The organism is Glycomyces terrestris, assembly GCF_003933745.1.
In the GTDB taxonomy this organism is placed as follows: Bacteria; Actinomycetota; Actinomycetes; order Mycobacteriales; family Micromonosporaceae; genus Glycomyces; species Glycomyces terrestris.
Genome location: NZ_RSEB01000004.1, coordinates 617,998 through 634,652, shown reverse-complemented (window position 1 = coordinate 634,652; position 16,655 = coordinate 617,998). Strand labels below are relative to the sequence as shown.

Sequence of the window (16,655 nt, the reverse complement as noted above, 5' to 3'; positions counted from 1 at the left end):
TCCGCGCCCTCGGGCCGGGATGCGCGGTGCGTTCGAACGTGAACGGCGGTTCACGGCGAAACGGACATCCGCGGGCCCCCGAGTTCAAGGGTGCCCGACCGGTGTGACAGCCGGGCGCCCTGCCGCACGCCGCTCGCTGCGGCGGTGGCGCCGCTAGAATTCGACGACGCCGTCCGGGCAGGACTCGTCGTTGGCGACGTAGGCGAGCTCGATCGGGGTGTCGTAGCCGACCTCCGCGCCGTCCTCGGGGGTCTGGTAGAGGACCTCGCAGGTGTCGTGCTCGGTGCTCTCGGGCGCGGTGGGGCTCGCGGTCACGTCGCTGAAGCCCTGGTTCTCAAGGTCTTCGACGGCGTCGTTGACGTCCTGGCCGCGGAAGTCCTCCATCTCGACGAGGTCGACCTCCTCCTCGGTGGTCTCCTCCTCGGAGGTCTGCTCGTCTTCCTCGCCGCCGCCCTCGTTGTCCTCGCCCCCGCCGTCGTCGGTGTCCTCGTCTTCGGCGGTGGTCTCCTCCTCGGCGGCCTGGGAGGTCTCGGTGGCGGTGGTGGCGTCGTCGGAGGCGCCCGCGGGGTCGTCCTCGTCGCCGTCCCAGGGCGACCACATGAGCAGGGCGATGACGAGGACCGCGACGCCCGCGAGGGAGACGAGGATCGGCCCGGTGGGGTTGCGGCGGGCCTGCTCCATGTCGCGGGGCGGCGGCAGGGGCCGCTCGGCGGCGCCGCCGGTGCGGTACTGGCCGGTGCCCGCGGCGGGCGCGTAGTCGTCCTGGAACTGCTGCTGCTGCATGGGGTTGGTGTGGGCCGCGACGACCCCGGCGCCCATGGCCGCGCCCATCGCGCCGCCCGCGGCGGGCGACATGACGCGGGTGGACTGGTTGTCCTGGAACGGGCTCGGCGCGGGGGCGAGGATCGCGGTCGTCCCGCCGGTGCCGCCGGCGCGGCACACGCGGGCCAGTTCGGCGGCCGACGCGAAGCGCTGGCGCGGGTCCTTCGCCAGGCAGCGCATGATGATGTTCGCGACCGGGGCCGGGACGTCGGGCGGGAGCGGCGCGGGCTGGCCGGTGAGGTGCCCGGCGATCGCGGCGGTCGGCTCGTTCCCGGCGAACGGCGGCCGCCCGGCGAGGGCCTCGTAGCCGACGATGCCGAGCGAGTACACGTCGGTCGCGCCGGTGAGCTGCACGCCCTGGAGCTGCTCGGGCGAGGCGTACGCGAGGGTGCCCATGACGGTGCCGGTCTCGGTGAGCCCCGCCCCGCCCTTGGCGGCGGCGATGCCGAAGTCGACGATCTTGACGCTGCCGTCGTCGTTGACCAGGAGGTTCCCGGGTTTGATGTCGCGGTGGATGATGTGGGCCTGGTGGGCGACGTCGAGGGCCTCGGCCGCGGACGCCATGATCTTCAGCGTCTCGGTGGGGGAGAGGCGGCGGCGCTGGCGCAGCACGTTGTCGAGCGCCTGGCCGCGCACGAGCTCCATGATCAGGTAGGAGACGAGCCCTTCGGGGGCGTGCTCCTCGCCGTAGTCGTAGAGCGCGACGATCCCGGGCGACTGGAGCTGGGCGACCGCCTGCGCCTCCTGGTGGAAGCGGGCCCGGAACCGGTCGTTGCCCGACAGTCCGGAGTGGAGCAGCTTGACGGCGACGACGCGGTTGAGCCGGGTGTCGGTCCCGCGCCACACCTCGCCCATGCCGCCCGCCGCCAGGCGCTGTTCAAGGCGGTAACGGCCAGCGATCAGGTTCCCGGGTTCCACCCTCGGCCTCTTTCGTCATCGGGAGCAGGGCACGAAGGTGAGCTTAACCGGGGGCCGCGACCGGGCCCGCACGCGGCCGGGGCCGCCTGCGCGCCCGGTGGACCCCCTTGGGGCGCAGCGGAAGCCGTGTCAGGCGGCGTCCTCGGCCGGTTCGAGCGTCAAACTGATCGAATTGATGCAGAACCGGGCGTCGTCGGGGTTGTCCCAGCCCTCGCCGTAGAACACGTGCCCCAGGTGCGAGTCGCAGTTCGCGCAGCGCACCTCGGTGCGCTGCATCCCGAGGCTGTCGTCGGACAGCAGCCGCACCCGGTCGCCCGCGAGCGGCGTCCAGAACGACGGCCACCCGCAGCGGGAGTCGAACTTCGTGTCGGAGGAGAACAGCTCCGACCCGCACGCCCGGCACCGGTACACGCCGCGGCGCTTCTCGTCGACGTACTCGCCGGTCCACGGCGCCTCCGTGCCGCCCTGGCGCAGCACCCGGTACTCGTCGCGCGTGAGCTTCTCGCGCCACTGCTCGTCGTTTCCTCGTTCAGGACCCATGCCCCCAGTCTAGAACCCGCCGCGGCGCACCGGCCCGTCCAGCGCGGCGGGCCCCGGGTGCCCGAGCCCGCGCCCGCCCGCGGCCGGGCCGCTAGGATCGGGCGCATGCGGTACCTCCTTGGCGACTACACCACTGAAGGCGGCCCCGGCCTCGTCGCGGCCGGACCCGACGGGCTCGGCGAGCCGGCGGCGGTGGTGAACCCCTCGTGGGTCCACGTCGGCCCCGCAGCCGTCTACACCCTCACCGAGACCGAGCCGGGCTTCGCCGGCGCCTGGCGCCTGGGCGACGACTTCGCGCTCGACCGCGCCGGCCAGGGCCGCTCCACCGCGGGCAACAACCCCTGCCACGCGACGGTCGACCCGACCGGGCGCTGGCTCCTGGTCGCGAACTACGGCGCCGCGGACGGCTCGGGCGCCTCGGTCGCGGCCCTCCCGATCGGCGAGGACGGCACCCTCGGGGAGGCCGCGGACGTCTTCCGGCTCTCCGGCTCCGGCCGGGACCCCGAGCGGCAGTCCGGCCCCCACGCCCACCAAGTGGTATGTCACATGTCACGCGTGCTGGTCGTCGACCTCGGCTCCGACCGCATCCACGCGCTCGACCTCGGCGAGGACGGCACCCTCACCCCCGCCGCCACCACCCAGCTCGAGCCCGGGTTCGGGCCCCGGCACCTCGCGTTCCTCGGCGACCGCGCCGTCGTCGCCGGCGAGCTCGCGAACGCGTTCGCGGTCGGCTCCTACGACGACCGCTCCGCCACGTTCTCCTTCGGCCCGTCCGTGCCGCTCCCGACCGTCGAAGCCGTGGACTACGCCGCCATGCCCGACATCGGCCTCGACGAGGACGCGCCCCGGCCGCTGCCGGCCGCCGTCGTCCCCGACCCCGAGCGCGGCCTCGTCTACATCACCGTCCGCGGCCCCGACCAGCTCGCCGTCGTCGACCCCGCGACCAGCGCCCTCGTGCGCTCGGTCCCGGTCGGCGCGTCCTGGCCGCGCGACGCCGTCCTCACCGGCGACGGCACCCTGCTGGTCGCCTGCCAGCAGGGCGGCAAGGTCACGCGCGTCGACCCGACCGGGGAGCAGGCGCCCACCGTCGAGTGGACCGTCCCCGGCGTGACCTGCGTGGCGCCACTCACATAGCAAAACTTGCGTGATCTGCAAAATTTCATCTCGGGCATCTTGTAAACACCGGCAACCCCCACTAGGGTTACCCACATGGCCGAATCGACCGGGCTCCGCGAGCGCAAGAAGGCCGCCACCAAGGCGGCCCTCTCCGAGGCGACCTTCCGCCTCGCGCTCGCGAAGGACGGCCTCGACCACGTCACCGCCGAAGAGATCGCCGCCGAAGCCGGCGTCTCCACGCGCACCTTCCACAACTACTTCCCCTCCAAGGAAGCCGCACTCCTCTACGACTTCCAGCAGACCACCGGCCAGCTCCTCGCCGGCCTGCGCGAACGCGCCCGCCACCAGCCGATCTGGGACGCCTTCCGCGACGCCACCATCGACATGCGCTTCGACGAGAAGTACGACATCGACGCCATGCGCTGCCGCGAGCAGCTCATCCACTCCTCGCCCTCCCTCATCAAAGAGCAGTCCGGCCAGTTCATGGAGCTGTTCGCCGAGGCCATCGACATCGTCGCCACCGCCACCGGCACCAGCAAGGACGACCTCTACCCCCGGCTCCTCCTCGGCGCCGCCCTCGTCACCATGAAGACCTCCACCGAGCACTGGCTCTCCGACCCCGGCGACCGCACCCTCGCCGAGGCCATCACCGAGGCCTTCGCCCACTTCGAACGCGGCATCACCCAGCCGCCCCCCGCGCCCGCGGCCTGAACCGCCCGGACGCCCGAACCTACAACTGCACAAAGGAAACACACCAGGAAACCCACCGCCGACGACGCTGTCGGCGAACACCACCCGACCGGTCCCGCCGCACACACCCACGCACTGGCGACAGCGCACCAGGCGGGACCGGCCAATCATCCGATTGGAGCACCCACCGTGGCCACCTTCCTCTACCGTCTCGGCAGAGGGTCCTACCGACTGCGCTGGCTCGTCCTCGCCGTCTGGATCCTCGTCGTCGCCGGCGTCGGCGCCGCAGCCGCCACCCTCCAGCAGGAGACCAACCCCGAGTTCGTCCTCCCCGGCACCGAATCCCAGGAGGCCTTCGACCTCCTCGAGGACCGCTTCCCCGAGATGGCCGCCGACGGCGGGTCCGCCCAGATCGTCATCCAGTCCGAGAACGGCGAACCCCTCACCTCCGAGGCCAACACCGCCGCGATCGACGCGCTCGCCGCCGTCATGGCCGACTCCCCGCAGATCGCCTCCGTCACCAGCCCCCTCGCGACCGGGCCGAACGGCGAACCGATCGGGATGCTCTCCGCCGAGGACCAGACCATCGGCGTCATGCAGGTCGCCTACGCCGAACCCGCCATGGAGCTCGACGAGGACACCGTCGCCTACCTCGAAGCCGCCGTCGCCGACGCCGAAGACCAGGGCGTCCGCGTCGAAGTCGGCGGCGACGTCCTCCAGGCCATGCCCGAGACCAGCGCCACCGAGCTCATCGGCATCGGCGTCGCCCTCGTGGTCCTCATCATCACCTTCGGCGCGCTCCTCGCCGCCGGACTCCCGATCATCACCGCCGTCCTCGGCGTCATGCTCACCACCGCCGGCATCCTCGCCGCCACGTCCTTCATGAACGTCAGCGAGTCCACCGGCACCCTCGCCTCGATGATCGGCCTCGCCGTCGGCATCGACTACGCGCTGTTCATCCTCTCCCGCTACCGCTCCGAACTCGCCAAGGACGGCCGCGTCGAGGACCGCCGGGCCCGCGCCGACGCCATGGGCCGCGCCGTCGGCACCGCCGGCTCCGCCGTGTTCTTCGCCGGCCTCACCGTCATCGTCGCCCTCCTGGGCCTGTCGGTCGTGAACATCCCGTTCCTCACCGAGATGGCCGTGGCCGCCGCCGTCACCGTCCTCATCGCCGTCGTCATCGCCGTGACGCTCCTGCCCGCCTTCGCCGGCTTCGCCGGCAAGCGCATCTTCACCGGACGCCAGCGCCGCCGCATCGCCGCCGGCGTCCACGGCACCAAGCCCAACGGCGGCAAGCGCTGGGCCGGCTTCGTCACCCGCCACCCGATCCTGGTGGCGCTCATCGGCATCCTCGGCCTCGGCGCGCTCGCCTACCCGGCGACCGACCTCGAACTGGGCCTGCCCGACGCCGGCTCCTCCGGCGAGGAGACCACCCAGCGCCAGGCGTACGACCTCATCAGCGAGGGCTTCGGCCCCGGCTTCAACGGCCAGCTCATGATCGTCGGCGACCTCGACGACGGCGTCGACGCCATGGCCGCCGCCCAGGACGTCACCGCCGAACTGAACGACATCGACGGCATCGCCCTCGTCGGCCAGGCCGTCCCGAACCAGGCCGGCGACACCCTCCTGGTCACCGTCATCCCCGAGGCCGCGCCCGCGGACGAGGCCACCAACCAGCTCGTCCACGACATCCGCGGCGTCCTCGCCGACGACACCGACGCCGACTGGGCCGTCACCGGCGCCACCGCGCTCAACATCGACATCTCTGACAACCTCAACGACGCGCTGCTGCCGTACATGCTCATCGTCGTCGGCCTCGCCGCGCTGATCCTGCTGCTGGTGTTCCGCTCCATCCTGGTGCCGCTCACCGCCACGCTCGGGTTCATGCTCAGCGTGTTCGCGGCCCTGGGCGCGCTCGTCGCGGTCTTCCAGTGGGGCTGGGGCGCCGAGCTGTTCAACGTGGACCAGCCCGGCCCGATCATGTCGATGATGCCGATCCTCATGATCGGCCTCGTGTTCGGCCTCGCGATGGACTACCAGATCTTCCTGGTCACGCGGGTGCGTGAGGCGTACGTGCACGGCGCCGACCCCAAGGCCGCGATCGTGGACGGCTACGGCCACTCCTCGCGCGTCGTGGTCGCGGCCGCGCTCATCATGATCAGCGTGTTCGCCGCGTTCATCTTCAGCGCCGAGTCGCTCATCGCCTCGATGGGCTTCGCGCTGGCCGCGGCGGTCGTGTTCGACGCGTTCGTGGTCCGCATGGCGATCATCCCGGCGGTCATGGCCCTCATCGGGCGCGGCGCCTGGTGGATCCCCAAGTGGTTGGACCGGATCCTGCCGAACGTCGACGTCGAGGGGGAGAAGCTCCAGCAGCACCTCGCCAAGGACGCCCCCGAGGACGAGCGCGAGCTCGTCGGAGCGTCCAAGTAACCGAACGCCCTGAGGGGGCTCGGGCCGACCCCCGGCCCGGGTCCCCGCGGGTGTTCGGTGAACGGGGGACCGCATGGTCTTCTTCTGGGCGCTGGTGATCCTCATCGGCATGATCACCGCGGACTTCTTCATCCCGATGCTCCCGAGCGCGACGCTGGTGACGGCCGCGGCGGGGCTCGTGATGGGGAACCCGTGGCTGATCGTCGTCCTCTTCGTCGGCGCGGCGGGCTCGTCGTGGTTCGGCGAGTTCATGGGCTACAAGGTGTTCCGCGCGGTGCGGGCCGGGCTGCGGCGGCGCCCGCCCGGGTTCCTCGCGCGGCTCGCGGAGCGGTCGGCGATGGGCGCGGTGCTGAAGCTCGAGAAGCTGCTCCAGGGCAGCGTCGCGAAGCATCCGTACCGCACGACGATCATCGCCCGCTTCCTTCCGGCGGGGCGCACGACGCTCGCCTGGATCGCGGCGGGCGCGGGGAGTGTCCCGTATGGGCGGATGGCCGCGTTGGGCGGAGTGCTGTGGGCGGTGTACACCGTCGGCCTCGGCCTGCTCATCGCCTGGATCGCCGGTCCGGGCCTGCAATCGCTGCTCGGCTCGGTCCTGACGGTCCTGGCCGTCGGCGGGATCCTCGGCTGGGTCGCCAGGCACTGGCAGCGGACCCGCGGGATCGAGCCGGACGAGACGCCTCGGCCGGCGATCGCGGCCGGGCCTGTGGAGGCGGTGGAGTCGGAGCCGGGGACACGGGACTCGGTGCCTTCTGGGGCGGCGGCTCTTGAAGCTGCGGGGCCCGGGGTCCCGGGATCGAGGTCTCCGGCTAGCGGGACTTCGGGGCCGGGGATATCGGCGCTTGGGACTTCGGCGTCGGCATTTCGGGTTCCGGGAGCCCTGGATGCGGTGGCTCCCGCTCCGGGTGCTCCGACTGCCAGGGCTTCCACGAGCGCTTCGACTGCCGGGGCTCCGACTCCGAGGACTCCGGTAGCCGGGGCTCCCACCTCGAGCCCTCCGGCTTCCGGGACTCCGACTCCTAGCACTCCGGCTTCTGGGACTTCCTCCTCAAGGTCGCGAGACGCTGGGCCTTCGGCTCCAGGCTCTCCGGAACCGGATGCAATCCCGCCTCCGGACCTCCTGGGGCCAGCCCTGAAGCGGCGTCTGAGTGCCGCCGGTCCCAGCGCTTCGCTCGGGTGCGCCGGCAGCGCGCCCGGGCAGGCATTGATCGTGTCGCTTTCGAGATCGACCGGGGCCGGATTCAGCATCGAGGGCCCGGCCCGGGCTGCTTTACTCCTCACTCAGTAGCACATCACATGTCACATGGCGTGGGTCCCGTCCGCATCGGACAGAGCCTGCGCCATGTGACATATCGCTGACGCTTCCCACGCGGCCGAGCCGCAGGGCGTCGAAGCATTGAGCGGAGCGGAGCACCGGAGCACGGCAACCCCGGAGCACCGAAGCCCCGGAGAGCTGGGAGGCGTGAACCGAATCGTCACCCGGCGGCGCCGCAGCCTCGGTTCTCGCCCGATCGGCATCATTATTGGCCGACCAAGCGTTGCTACGCTGGCCGGATGGAACCGAGCCGCCACGCCCTCAGCAGCAGCGGAAGCGATGTCTGCGACAACGAGCACGGTGTAGGCGACATCGGCCACGCCCTCTTCCGCGTCGCCCGAGCCCACCGCGCCGCCGCGGGCCGCATCCTGCGCGAGATCGGCCTGTACCCCGGCCAAGAGGTCATGCTCGGCCGCCTCGCCGACCACGGCGACACCCGCCAGTCCCGCCTCGTCCTCGAACTGGGCATCGACCCGTCCACGGTCACCAAGATGCTCCAACGCCTCGAACGGCAGGGCCTGGTCGAGCGCCGCGAAGACCCGGTCGACCGCCGTGTCTCCGTCGTCGCGATCACCGCGAGCGGCCGCGAACTTCTCGACAGCATTGAGGACTCCTGGAGGCGGCTCGATGAGATCACCTGCGCCGGTTTCGAAGCCGACGACCGCGACCGGCTCGCCTCGCTGCTCGGGCGACTCGAAGACAATCTATCGGACCGTCACGGATGATGATCACTTAGACTGGTAGATGCGGATATGTCAATGATCTGACACTTCCTGGGCGTTTAGTGTCCTTTCGGGACAGGTAACCTCTCAGCTGGAAGGGAAACCGTAGTCCGAGGGCGGTGTGGTGGGGGCGTCGTCCGCTCGACGTTATCCAGGTGGGTACATGATCCGGGTTCTCCTCAAGCACGATCAGGACCTCTGGAGGACCGCGCTCGCGCGCGGCCTCGGCGGCGTCCAAGAAATCACGGAGGTGCATGATCTCTCACCGGGTGAAGACGTGATCGCGGCGGCCCGCCAGGTGCGGCCGCACGTGCTGGTCCATGAAGCCGGTTTACTGCCCCACGAACATGTCGCGTCCGTCTGCTCGGCGCTGCCGGATGCGAACGTCCTGCTGCTCATGGACCCCAACCGCCCGGCCGATATTCGCCCGGAGGTCACCCGCTTCGCGCCGCGCGTCGGCATCATGACCACCGGCGACAGCTTCGACCGCTTCGTCGAGGCCATCCGCCGCCTGATGCGCGGCGAGCCGGTCATCGACGCCGAGATCGCCTTGGCCGCGATGCGCTCGCGCGCCAACCCGCTCACGCCGCGCGAACGCGAGGTCCTCGGCCTCGCGGCGACCGGCGCGCGGACGGTCGAGATCGCGGAGAAGCTGTTCCTGCGGGTGGGGACCGTGCAGAACTACCTGTCCAACGCCATCCACAAACTGGGCGCGCGCAGCCGGATCGACGCGGTCCGGATCGCCCAGGGGGCGGGCTGGATCTGAGCGGTCGCCGCCAGCTCCGGTCTCAGTGGAATTGCGAGGCCGACGTATTCGGAGGGGCACCGCGCCGATGGCGCGGTGCCCCTCCAGTCGTGAACGCTCAGGGGCATGGCATTCGCGATATCGATTCGGTCAGGGATAAGGCCGGCTGAGGGAGTCGACGAGGCGGCCCCGAAGACTTCCCTACCCGGTGCTTCGGACCGCAGCAGGCTCGGCGAAGTCCCCTGCCTGACGGCCGGAGGACTGAGCGGGGGTCGAGGGCGAACCGGTTTGGTCGATTCCGGGCGCGACTGCCGAGACTCCGGCCTTGTGTGCGAGGAGTTCGCGGAACAGCGGTGAGACGTCCTGGAGGAGATCGCGATCGCCGAGAGTGGCGGTGCCGGCGTCCAGGACGAGGACGCGCGCGGCGCGCAGCGCTGAGGTGGGCCGGTGCGCGATGACGATGAGGGTGCCGCGTTCGGCGAAGGCCAGCTCGGCGCGCTCCTCGGCGGCCGGGTCGAGGTGGCAGGTGGCCTCGTCGAGGATTGCCGCAGGCGCGGGGGAGAGGTACGCGCGGGCGAGGGCGAGGAGCTGGCGCTCGCCGGCGGACAGATTGCGGGGTTGGATGGTCGCGTCGAGGCCGCCGAGGCGGTCGATGAGCGCGTCAGCGCCGAGCTGCGTTGCGGCGTGGGCGATCTCAGGGTCGCCAACGCCGGGGTTCAGGTACGAGAGATTGTCGCGGACGGTTCCGGTGAAGACGTATCCGCCCTGCGGGACCAGTACGCGGTGGTGAGCGAGCTTGCGCGGCCTGAGCGCGGCAGCCGCAGTGCCGCTGTAGGTGACTTCGCCGCTGTCGGGCCGGAGCAGGCCGCACAGGAGTGCGGCGAGCGTCGACTTGCCGACGCCGCTCGGACCGACGATCGCCAGATGGTCGCCGGAGTGAACGGCCAGGTCGAGATCTCGAACGGCCGGTGCGGAATGCGGGCCGTAGGCGAAGGTGAGGCCGTGGGCTTCAATGATCGGTGCGGGTGCGGGTGCGGGTGCGGGTGCGGGTGCGGGTGCGGGTGCGGGTGCGGGTGCGGGTGCGGGTGCGGTCTGATCGGGATGTTCCCGGCCTTTGCCTTCAAAACGGGCGTGCGGGGGACCCCCCGTTTCAATCGTGCCTGAGGGGTCGGACATGTTGGGTCGCAAGGAAAAGTGACCGTTACTCGGCTTCGGAGTCGCCCCCGCTTTGATAGTGCCCGAAGAGTCCGACAAGGTCTTGGCTGAGGGCCCGAGGGCGGAGTGAGAATCACTCGGTGTCGGTGTCGGTGTCGGTGTCGGTGTCGGTGTCGGTGTCGGTGTCGGTGTCGGTGTCGGTGTCGCGGTTGCGGGCGGGGGTGGGGGCGCGGTGGGGGTCATGGCCGCGCTTGCGCTTGTGGCTGCGGTGGTTGGGAGGAGTCGGGTGAGGGCGGTGTAGAGGCGGAGGCCGCTGGTGCCCAGGCCGGTGATGAGGGCGGCGAGGGCCGGCTGGAGGCCGGTGAGGATGTACAGGAGCGCACCGGTGAGGGCGCCGGCGGTGGTGCCCTGGTCGAGGAGCCTCGGAGCGAACGCGAGCAGGACCAGGAGGGGGAGCCAGCCCCCGATCGCGAAGCAGAGGGTGCGGAGGGCTGCGGCGCCTGCGAGGGCGCGTTCTGCCTTCGCCTGGGCCGCAATCGGTTCGGCCGCCAGCGCCTCGCCGTGGGCCTCGCCGCCGCAAGCGGCAAGGTCCCGGGCCGCCGCGGTGACCTGGGTGGCGCGGTCGGTCAGGTTGGCGTCCGCCTCGGCGGCGGCGCGTTGGCGGTTCGCGGCGAAACCGAGGGTCGCCACGAAGGCGAGCAGCCCCAGCAGGAACGGGGGCAGGACCAGCGCGGCGAGGCGGCCGTCCAGCGCCAGGAGGCCCGCCCCGACCCCGACCGTCGTGACCAGGCATCCTCTGACCGACACGATGATGCCCGCATAGGCGTCGCGGGCGATCTCGACCTGTCTGGTGAGGAGCGACAGCGCCCCCGGCTCCGGACTGCCCGCCACCGCGTTTCGCAAGGCGCGACGGATCACCCGCCGCACCAAGCGGTCTCGGAACGGCTCCACCACCGCGCCCAGCGCGGCGTACACCCGTCCGGCGCCCACTGCGCCGATCGCGGCCGCGAGCAGAACCCCGCCCAGCCATGCCGCGCCGGTCCACGGGCGGCCCGCCAGGAAGCCCTCGTCGATCGCGCGGGCCAACATCAGGCCGAACACGGCGGTCGGCAGGACCTCGAGGGCGGACCAGGCGAGGAGCCGCCAGATGGCGCGGGCGCTGAGACCCGAAGCGGCGTATCGGAGTTCTCGTTTCATTGCGCGAAGACCGCCCGGTAGTCGGGGTCAGCCCAGAGGGCCTCGTGGGTGCCGGTGTCGCGGACGCGTCCATCGTGGAGCCAGATGACCAGGTCCGCGCGGGCGGCGAGCGCCGCGTCATATGTCACTACGAGGCGGGTGCGGCCGGTCGCGGCGAGGGCCTCCTCGATGCGGCGGGCGCTGAGGAGGTCGAGACTGGAGGTGGCGTCATCGAGGACGAGGAGCCGGTCGGCGTGCCAGGCGCGGGCGAGGCCGATACGTTGGGCCTCGCCGCCGGACATGGGGATGTCGGGGAGTGGTGTGTCATATGTTGCGGGGAGCCGGGTGGCGAAGTCGTGGGCGCCGACCGCACGCGCAGCCGCGAGGACCTGCGGGCGGGGCCGGCCCGGGCCCATGGCGTCGGCGAGGGTCGCGCCCGCCAGGGCCGGGCGGGCGGGGGCGAGGCCGGTGGCGCGGCGGAGTTCCATGCGGGACAAGGAGGGGAGTGGGCGGCCGTCGAGGGTGACGGTGCCGCTGTCGGGGTCCCGGAGGCGGACCGCGGTCTCGGCCAGGATCGACTTCCCCGAACCCGAGACTCCGACCACCGCCGCCAGCGCTCCTCCCGGGATCGTCACACTGACGTCCCGGAGGAGGGGGGTGGATTCGTGGGAGACGGACACGGCCTGGAATTCGAGGCGGCCTCCGCCCGCGGGGAGATGGTCGGTGCCATATGACATGGCACTGAGGTCGTGGACCTCGGCGAGGCGTCCGACCGCGGCCTTCGCGCGAGCGAGCGCGGCGACCACGCCCGTCAGGGAGCCGAGGCCAGCGCCGAGCATCGCGTACTGGCCGGCGGCGAGGAGTTCCCCGGGAGTGAGGTCGCCGGTGCTGACGAGGAACCCGGCGACGGTGAGCACGCCGACCGTGGCGAGGGGCCCGGCGATCGCCGCGCGCGATCCCGCGGCTGACAGGGCCTTCCAGGTCGCCCTGCCATAGCGGGACAGGTCCGGGAGGCCCGCGAGAACGCGGCGGATCTCGGTCCCGAAGGTGCCCGCTGCGGCGATCGTGCGGCTGCCTTCGAGCGCTTCGGTGAGACGGGCCGCCATCTGCCCCTGCGCCTCCTGGTAGCGCAGGGCGGCGGTCGCGGTCTGCTTGGCGAAGAGCCGCAGCACGACTGCGACCAGCGCGAGGCCGACGCCGAACGCCGCCGCGAGCCGCCAGTCGAGCCAGATGAGGATCACCAGGCTCCCGATGGGCGGCAGGACCGCCGCGGCGGCGCTCACCGCGCTCGGCCCGGCGTGGGCCGCGTCCGCGGCGCCCGCCGAGATCCGGGCGACGAGGTCGCCGGTGTCGAAGCGGCCGACCTGGTGCGGAGCGGCGAGGACGCGCCGGACGAGCCCGGTGCGAAGCCGCGCGGAAGTGGTTGCGGCGCAGGCGGTCTCGGCCCATGATTCGGCGAGGTCGCACAGGACGCCGAGGACGACCAGTCCGGTCGCGAGGGCCACCGGCCCGGTCGCGTCCCTTCCGGAGGCTACGGCGTCGACCGCCGCCGCGAGCGCGAGCGGCAGCGCGAGCATGCCGAGGGAGCCGAGCAGCGACGCCGCCCCGATGAGCGGCAGCCAGGCCCTGGCCTGCCGCACCGCAGTCCCGAACGTGAGTGGGTCTGGGGAGGGATCGGTCTGGCGCGCAACGGAGGTGGCCGGTCCGGCAGTGAGTTCGCGGGTCATCGTCACCTGCTCCTTTCGCGTTCAGCCGCAACTGGTTGAGATCGGTGTCGTACGCCCTGCCGCGAGCACGGAGGTGATCGCGTGTTCTGCCGCGAGCGGGTGGCGCCTCAGCACGCGCGTTTGCAACCACGCACCGCCGGGTCCCCAGCAGCCTCTGCGGTCGTACCGCCCGGAACCGGATCGGCGTGTGCCGCAGCACCATCACGGGCCTGAGCGGCGACATGCGCTGCCCCGAGCGCATGGCGCTGGGCCGCCCGCCGCCCTGGAGGGCGGGACTTGAGCGACGCGCCTGCGCAAGCGTTTGGATCTGGGCGATCCATGCTGCCGTCGCGATCGCGTGAGTTCCGAGCGGCCGGTCCGTAGAGACGGAAACGCAATGACACGCTGTCGCGAGCCCACCGGCCCTGCGTTGGACGGGCCGCGGCCCCGGACATCGGTGACTTGTCCGGGGCCGCGGCGACCGGCTAGTGGCAGAGCAGGACGGAGAGCCCGCTGGTGCCGCCGCAGAGGGTCGCGGACAGGTTCGAGGGGCAGGAGTGCCCGCTCGCGCTGGAGCCGCCGCCCTTGGTCGCGGCCGCGCCGTTGTCCATGCCCTGGAGGTCGAGAAGAGCCATGTTCTTCTTCCTTTCGTAGGTCATCGGGAGATGATCTGTTCGACCCGCGCCTGCGGCGCGGGCGTCTGTGGGGCGGCGGCGCCGTGGACCAGGGGAAGTCCCGGGCCGCCGTGCAGGGCGCCGAGGGCGAGCAGGACGCCCGCGCCGCCGGTGGCCAGGTCCATCGAGAGGCGCAGCAGCCCGGTGCCGGGGAACGCCATCCCGTCGCCGTACGGCAGCGCGTGCCAGGCGAGCGACTCCGCCTGCCTGCGCACCAGCGGGTCCGCGAGGGGGTCCGCGCTGCGCGAGGCGAGGTACAGGAGGATGCCCGCCCGGCCCGTGAACAGGCCGGGGAGGATGTACATGGGGGAGGACGCGGTGACCGCGATGCCCTCGGACGCCCGCGCGAACTCGGGCACGGACCGGTGGGCCGCGAACAGGTCCAGCGCCAGGCCGATGCCGACGCTGCCGGCGTCGAGGTACGGCATGGTCCGCCAGCCCTCGTCGACCTCAAGGGAACCGTTGTCCCGCACCACGGTCCGCCGCAGGTCGGCCTTGAGCGCGGCCTCGGCCGCGTCGAGGTAGCCCGCGTCGCCGGTCGCCTCGGCGGCGCGCAGGAACAGCACGGCCCGGCCCGCGCCGCCGCGCATCAGGCCCGCCCACGGCTCGCCGCCGCCGCTCACGCTCGCGGTGCCGGTCTCGGCCGCGAGCCGGTCCGCGGCGATCGCGGCCGCGCGCAGCCCCGCCTCCGCCAGGCCCCGCTCCCCTCGCGACAGTCCGAGGTGGAGCAGTCCCAGGCCGATGCCGGAGACGCCGCCGGACAGGTCGCCGCCGAGCGTCTCCCAGTCCTCGCGGAGCACGATGTCGGCGATGTCGAGCGCGTCCTGCGCGTACCCGAAGCGGTCCAAGGCGAACGCCGCGCCCAAGAGCCCGTCGTAGAGGCCCAGCCTGGAGCCCGAGGCCGGGTGGACCGCGCGCTCGCGCAGCCACGCCTCGTACTCCTCGAACCGGCCCGCGCCCGCCGCGTCCAGCGCGTACAGGACCCCCGCCGCGCCGAACGCGAGGCCGAGCGCGCCCGACTCGAACTGCTCGACGTCGCCGGGGAAGAGCCGGTCGTCCCGGTCCGGGGTGGCGCTGGCGGTGACCGCCTTCGCGATCGCGTCGCGCACGCCGGGCCACGAGCCGGGGTCGGTGTCGATCCGGGGCGGCTCGTACGCGAATCCGGCCGGGGCGATGCGTTCGAGCGCGTCGTCGAACCAGTCCGCGGCGACCGGGAAGTGCCGGGTGATGATCTCGGTGAAGTGGCGCGCCTTGAGGCGGTGCAGGCCGAGCAGGTTCGTCATCGGCAGGAACAGCGCGAGCTTCATGCACGCGAGCGAGTACCGGTCCGCCTCGGCGCCGGCCGTCGACCGCGGCGCCGCGAAGCCCTGGTTGCCGAGGCCGGCCCGCCGCTCGGAGTCCACCGGGCCGGCCACCTCGAAGTCGAGCAGGCACGGGCTGCCGTCGGGCCGGACCATGACGTTGAACAGGTGCAGGTCCCCGTAGGCGAGCCCGCGGTCGTGGACGGCCGCGACGATCGCCGCCAGTCGCTCGTACACGCCCGTCGCCCAGGCGGTGAACGCCTCGTACTCGGCGGGCCCGGCGGTCGCGTCGATGAGCGGGTAGCGGGTGACGACCGCCTTGGAGAGCACCTCGCCCTCGACGTACTCCATCGCCATGAACCGGTGCTCGCCCAGCCAGAACAGGTCGTAGACCTCCGGGACGCCCGGCACGCCCGCCAGGCGCGACAGGACCTCGTGCTCGCGCTCGACGCGGCGCACCGCGTCCTCGCCCCACGCGTCCAGGCCCGCGTGCGGGCGGCCCTCCTTGAGGACCACCTGCCGGCCGTCGTCGTGCCGGGCCAGGTAGATGCCGCCGCCGTTGGAGAAGTGCAGGACCCGCTCGATCGCGTACGGGACCTCGGTGACCGTGACCGCGTTGCGCGCCTTCAGGTGCGGTTCGAGGAACGCCGGCAGCTCCAGCCACTCCGGCACCCGGAACACCGGGTCGCGCCGGTCGGCGACCAGGCGGCCCTCGCCGTCCTCGATCGCCGGCACCACCGCGCCGGAGGCGTCGGTCGTGAACCGGTTCGCGAACGCGCCGTACCGCACGTGCAGCGGGCCCGCGCCCCAGCGCAGGTCGCTGAGGATGTACGGCCCCGGCACCCCTTCGAGCTCGGCCCCGAGCTCGGTCAGGATCCGCTCGCACTCGGCGTCGTCGCCCGGGTAGACCGTGACGAGCTTCCCGGAGAACCCGCGCGGCGCGTACTTCGACACCCGCGCCCGGAACGCCCCCGGGGAGCGCAGGAACTTGAACTGGATGCCGCGCGGCACGCAGTAGTCCCACACCGCCTCCAGGACCCGCTCGGCCCCGTCGAGCGTCGCCGAGGCGTGGATCTTCCAGCCCTGGAGCGGCAGCGCCGCCCCCTCCCGGCGGACGGTCAGCCAGTCGTCCTTCGCCGTGCAGCGCCAGCCCTCCGGGAGGTCCCGGTCGGCCACCGCGTACGACGCGCCCGCCGTCGCCTCGGAGTGCATCGCGTCGTAGAACGACGGATCCGCCATGCAGAACGCCTCGTACCGATCGCCCATGCGAGCCCTCCCATTCCCAGCGCGGTTCACGACTGCCACTCATCTTGCGGGGCGGCGGTGACGCTGAGCCACCCCGGATTCA

12 protein-coding genes are annotated in these 16,655 nt (G+C 72.3%); 6 read left to right on the top strand and 6 right to left on the bottom strand.

The window, feature by feature from the left end; translation table 11 throughout:
• Window positions 1-153: 153 nt before the first annotated feature.
• Together EIW28_RS16950 and msrB are read right to left on the bottom strand one after the other, a co-directional pair.
• Window positions 154-1,740: a serine/threonine-protein kinase gene (locus tag EIW28_RS16950; RefSeq protein WP_125248868.1), complete on the bottom strand. Its 1,587-nt coding sequence runs from the start codon at window positions 1,738-1,740 to the stop codon at window positions 154-156.
• A 129-nt stretch (window positions 1,741-1,869) separates the two neighbouring features.
• Window positions 1,870-2,280 carry a peptide-methionine (R)-S-oxide reductase MsrB gene (gene msrB, locus EIW28_RS16945; protein ID WP_125248867.1) on the bottom strand — a complete coding sequence of 137 codons (411 nt, stop codon included), beginning with the start codon at window positions 2,278-2,280 and terminating at the stop codon, window positions 1,870-1,872.
• Window positions 2,281-2,385: 105 nt separating this feature from the next.
• Between msrB and EIW28_RS16940 the strand changes: the two genes are divergently transcribed.
• From EIW28_RS16940 to EIW28_RS16915, 6 genes are all read left to right on the top strand, one after another.
• Entirely contained in the window at window positions 2,386-3,414 is a 1,029-nt protein-coding gene (locus tag EIW28_RS16940; RefSeq protein WP_125248866.1) for a lactonase family protein, read from the top strand.
• Between the two features lie 75 nt (window positions 3,415-3,489).
• Complete coding sequence (locus tag EIW28_RS16935; RefSeq protein ID WP_125248865.1) at window positions 3,490-4,107, top strand: acyl-CoA-like ligand-binding transcription factor; 618 nt, start codon at window positions 3,490-3,492, stop codon at window positions 4,105-4,107.
• 168 nt (window positions 4,108-4,275) lie between these two features.
• Window positions 4,276-6,516, top strand: a complete 2,241-nt coding sequence (locus EIW28_RS16930; RefSeq protein ID WP_125248864.1) for an MMPL family transporter — start codon at window positions 4,276-4,278, stop codon at window positions 6,514-6,516.
• A 73-nt stretch (window positions 6,517-6,589) separates the two neighbouring features.
• Window positions 6,590-7,801: a hypothetical protein gene (locus tag EIW28_RS16925; RefSeq protein ID WP_125248863.1), complete on the top strand. Its 1,212-nt coding sequence runs from the start codon at window positions 6,590-6,592 to the stop codon at window positions 7,799-7,801.
• Between the two features lie 266 nt (window positions 7,802-8,067).
• Window positions 8,068-8,553 carry a MarR family winged helix-turn-helix transcriptional regulator gene (locus EIW28_RS16920; protein ID WP_125248862.1) on the top strand — a complete coding sequence of 162 codons (486 nt, stop codon included), beginning with the start codon at window positions 8,068-8,070 and terminating at the stop codon, window positions 8,551-8,553.
• A 160-nt stretch (window positions 8,554-8,713) separates the two neighbouring features.
• The gene (locus tag EIW28_RS16915) at window positions 8,714-9,316 is read left to right on the top strand and encodes a response regulator transcription factor (protein WP_125248861.1); all 603 of its coding nucleotides are present in this window, start codon (window positions 8,714-8,716) and stop codon (window positions 9,314-9,316) included.
• A 180-nt stretch (window positions 9,317-9,496) separates the two neighbouring features.
• Here the strand turns inward: EIW28_RS16915 and EIW28_RS25090 are convergent, their stop codons facing one another.
• The 4 genes from EIW28_RS25090 to lanKC form a co-directional block, all read right to left on the bottom strand.
• Window positions 9,497-11,647: an ATP-binding cassette domain-containing protein gene (locus EIW28_RS25090; protein WP_232014016.1), complete on the bottom strand. Its 2,151-nt coding sequence runs from the start codon at window positions 11,645-11,647 to the stop codon at window positions 9,497-9,499.
• On the bottom strand, window positions 11,644-13,266 hold the full coding sequence (locus EIW28_RS16900; RefSeq protein ID WP_232014015.1) for an ABC transporter transmembrane domain-containing protein: 1,623 nt from the start codon (window positions 13,264-13,266) through the stop codon (window positions 11,644-11,646). The genes EIW28_RS25090 and EIW28_RS16900 overlap by 4 nt, the downstream gene beginning before the upstream one ends.
• A gap of 551 nt (window positions 13,267-13,817) precedes the next feature.
• Window positions 13,818-13,991, bottom strand: a complete 174-nt coding sequence (locus tag EIW28_RS16895; RefSeq protein ID WP_232014014.1) for a SapB/AmfS family lanthipeptide — start codon at window positions 13,989-13,991, stop codon at window positions 13,818-13,820.
• A complete protein-coding gene (gene lanKC / locus EIW28_RS16890) occupies window positions 13,988-16,573 on the bottom strand; it encodes a class III lanthionine synthetase LanKC (protein ID WP_125248859.1) in 2,586 nt (861 codons plus the stop codon). The genes EIW28_RS16895 and lanKC overlap by 4 nt, the downstream gene beginning before the upstream one ends.
• Between the last annotated feature and the right edge of the window lie 82 nt (window positions 16,574-16,655).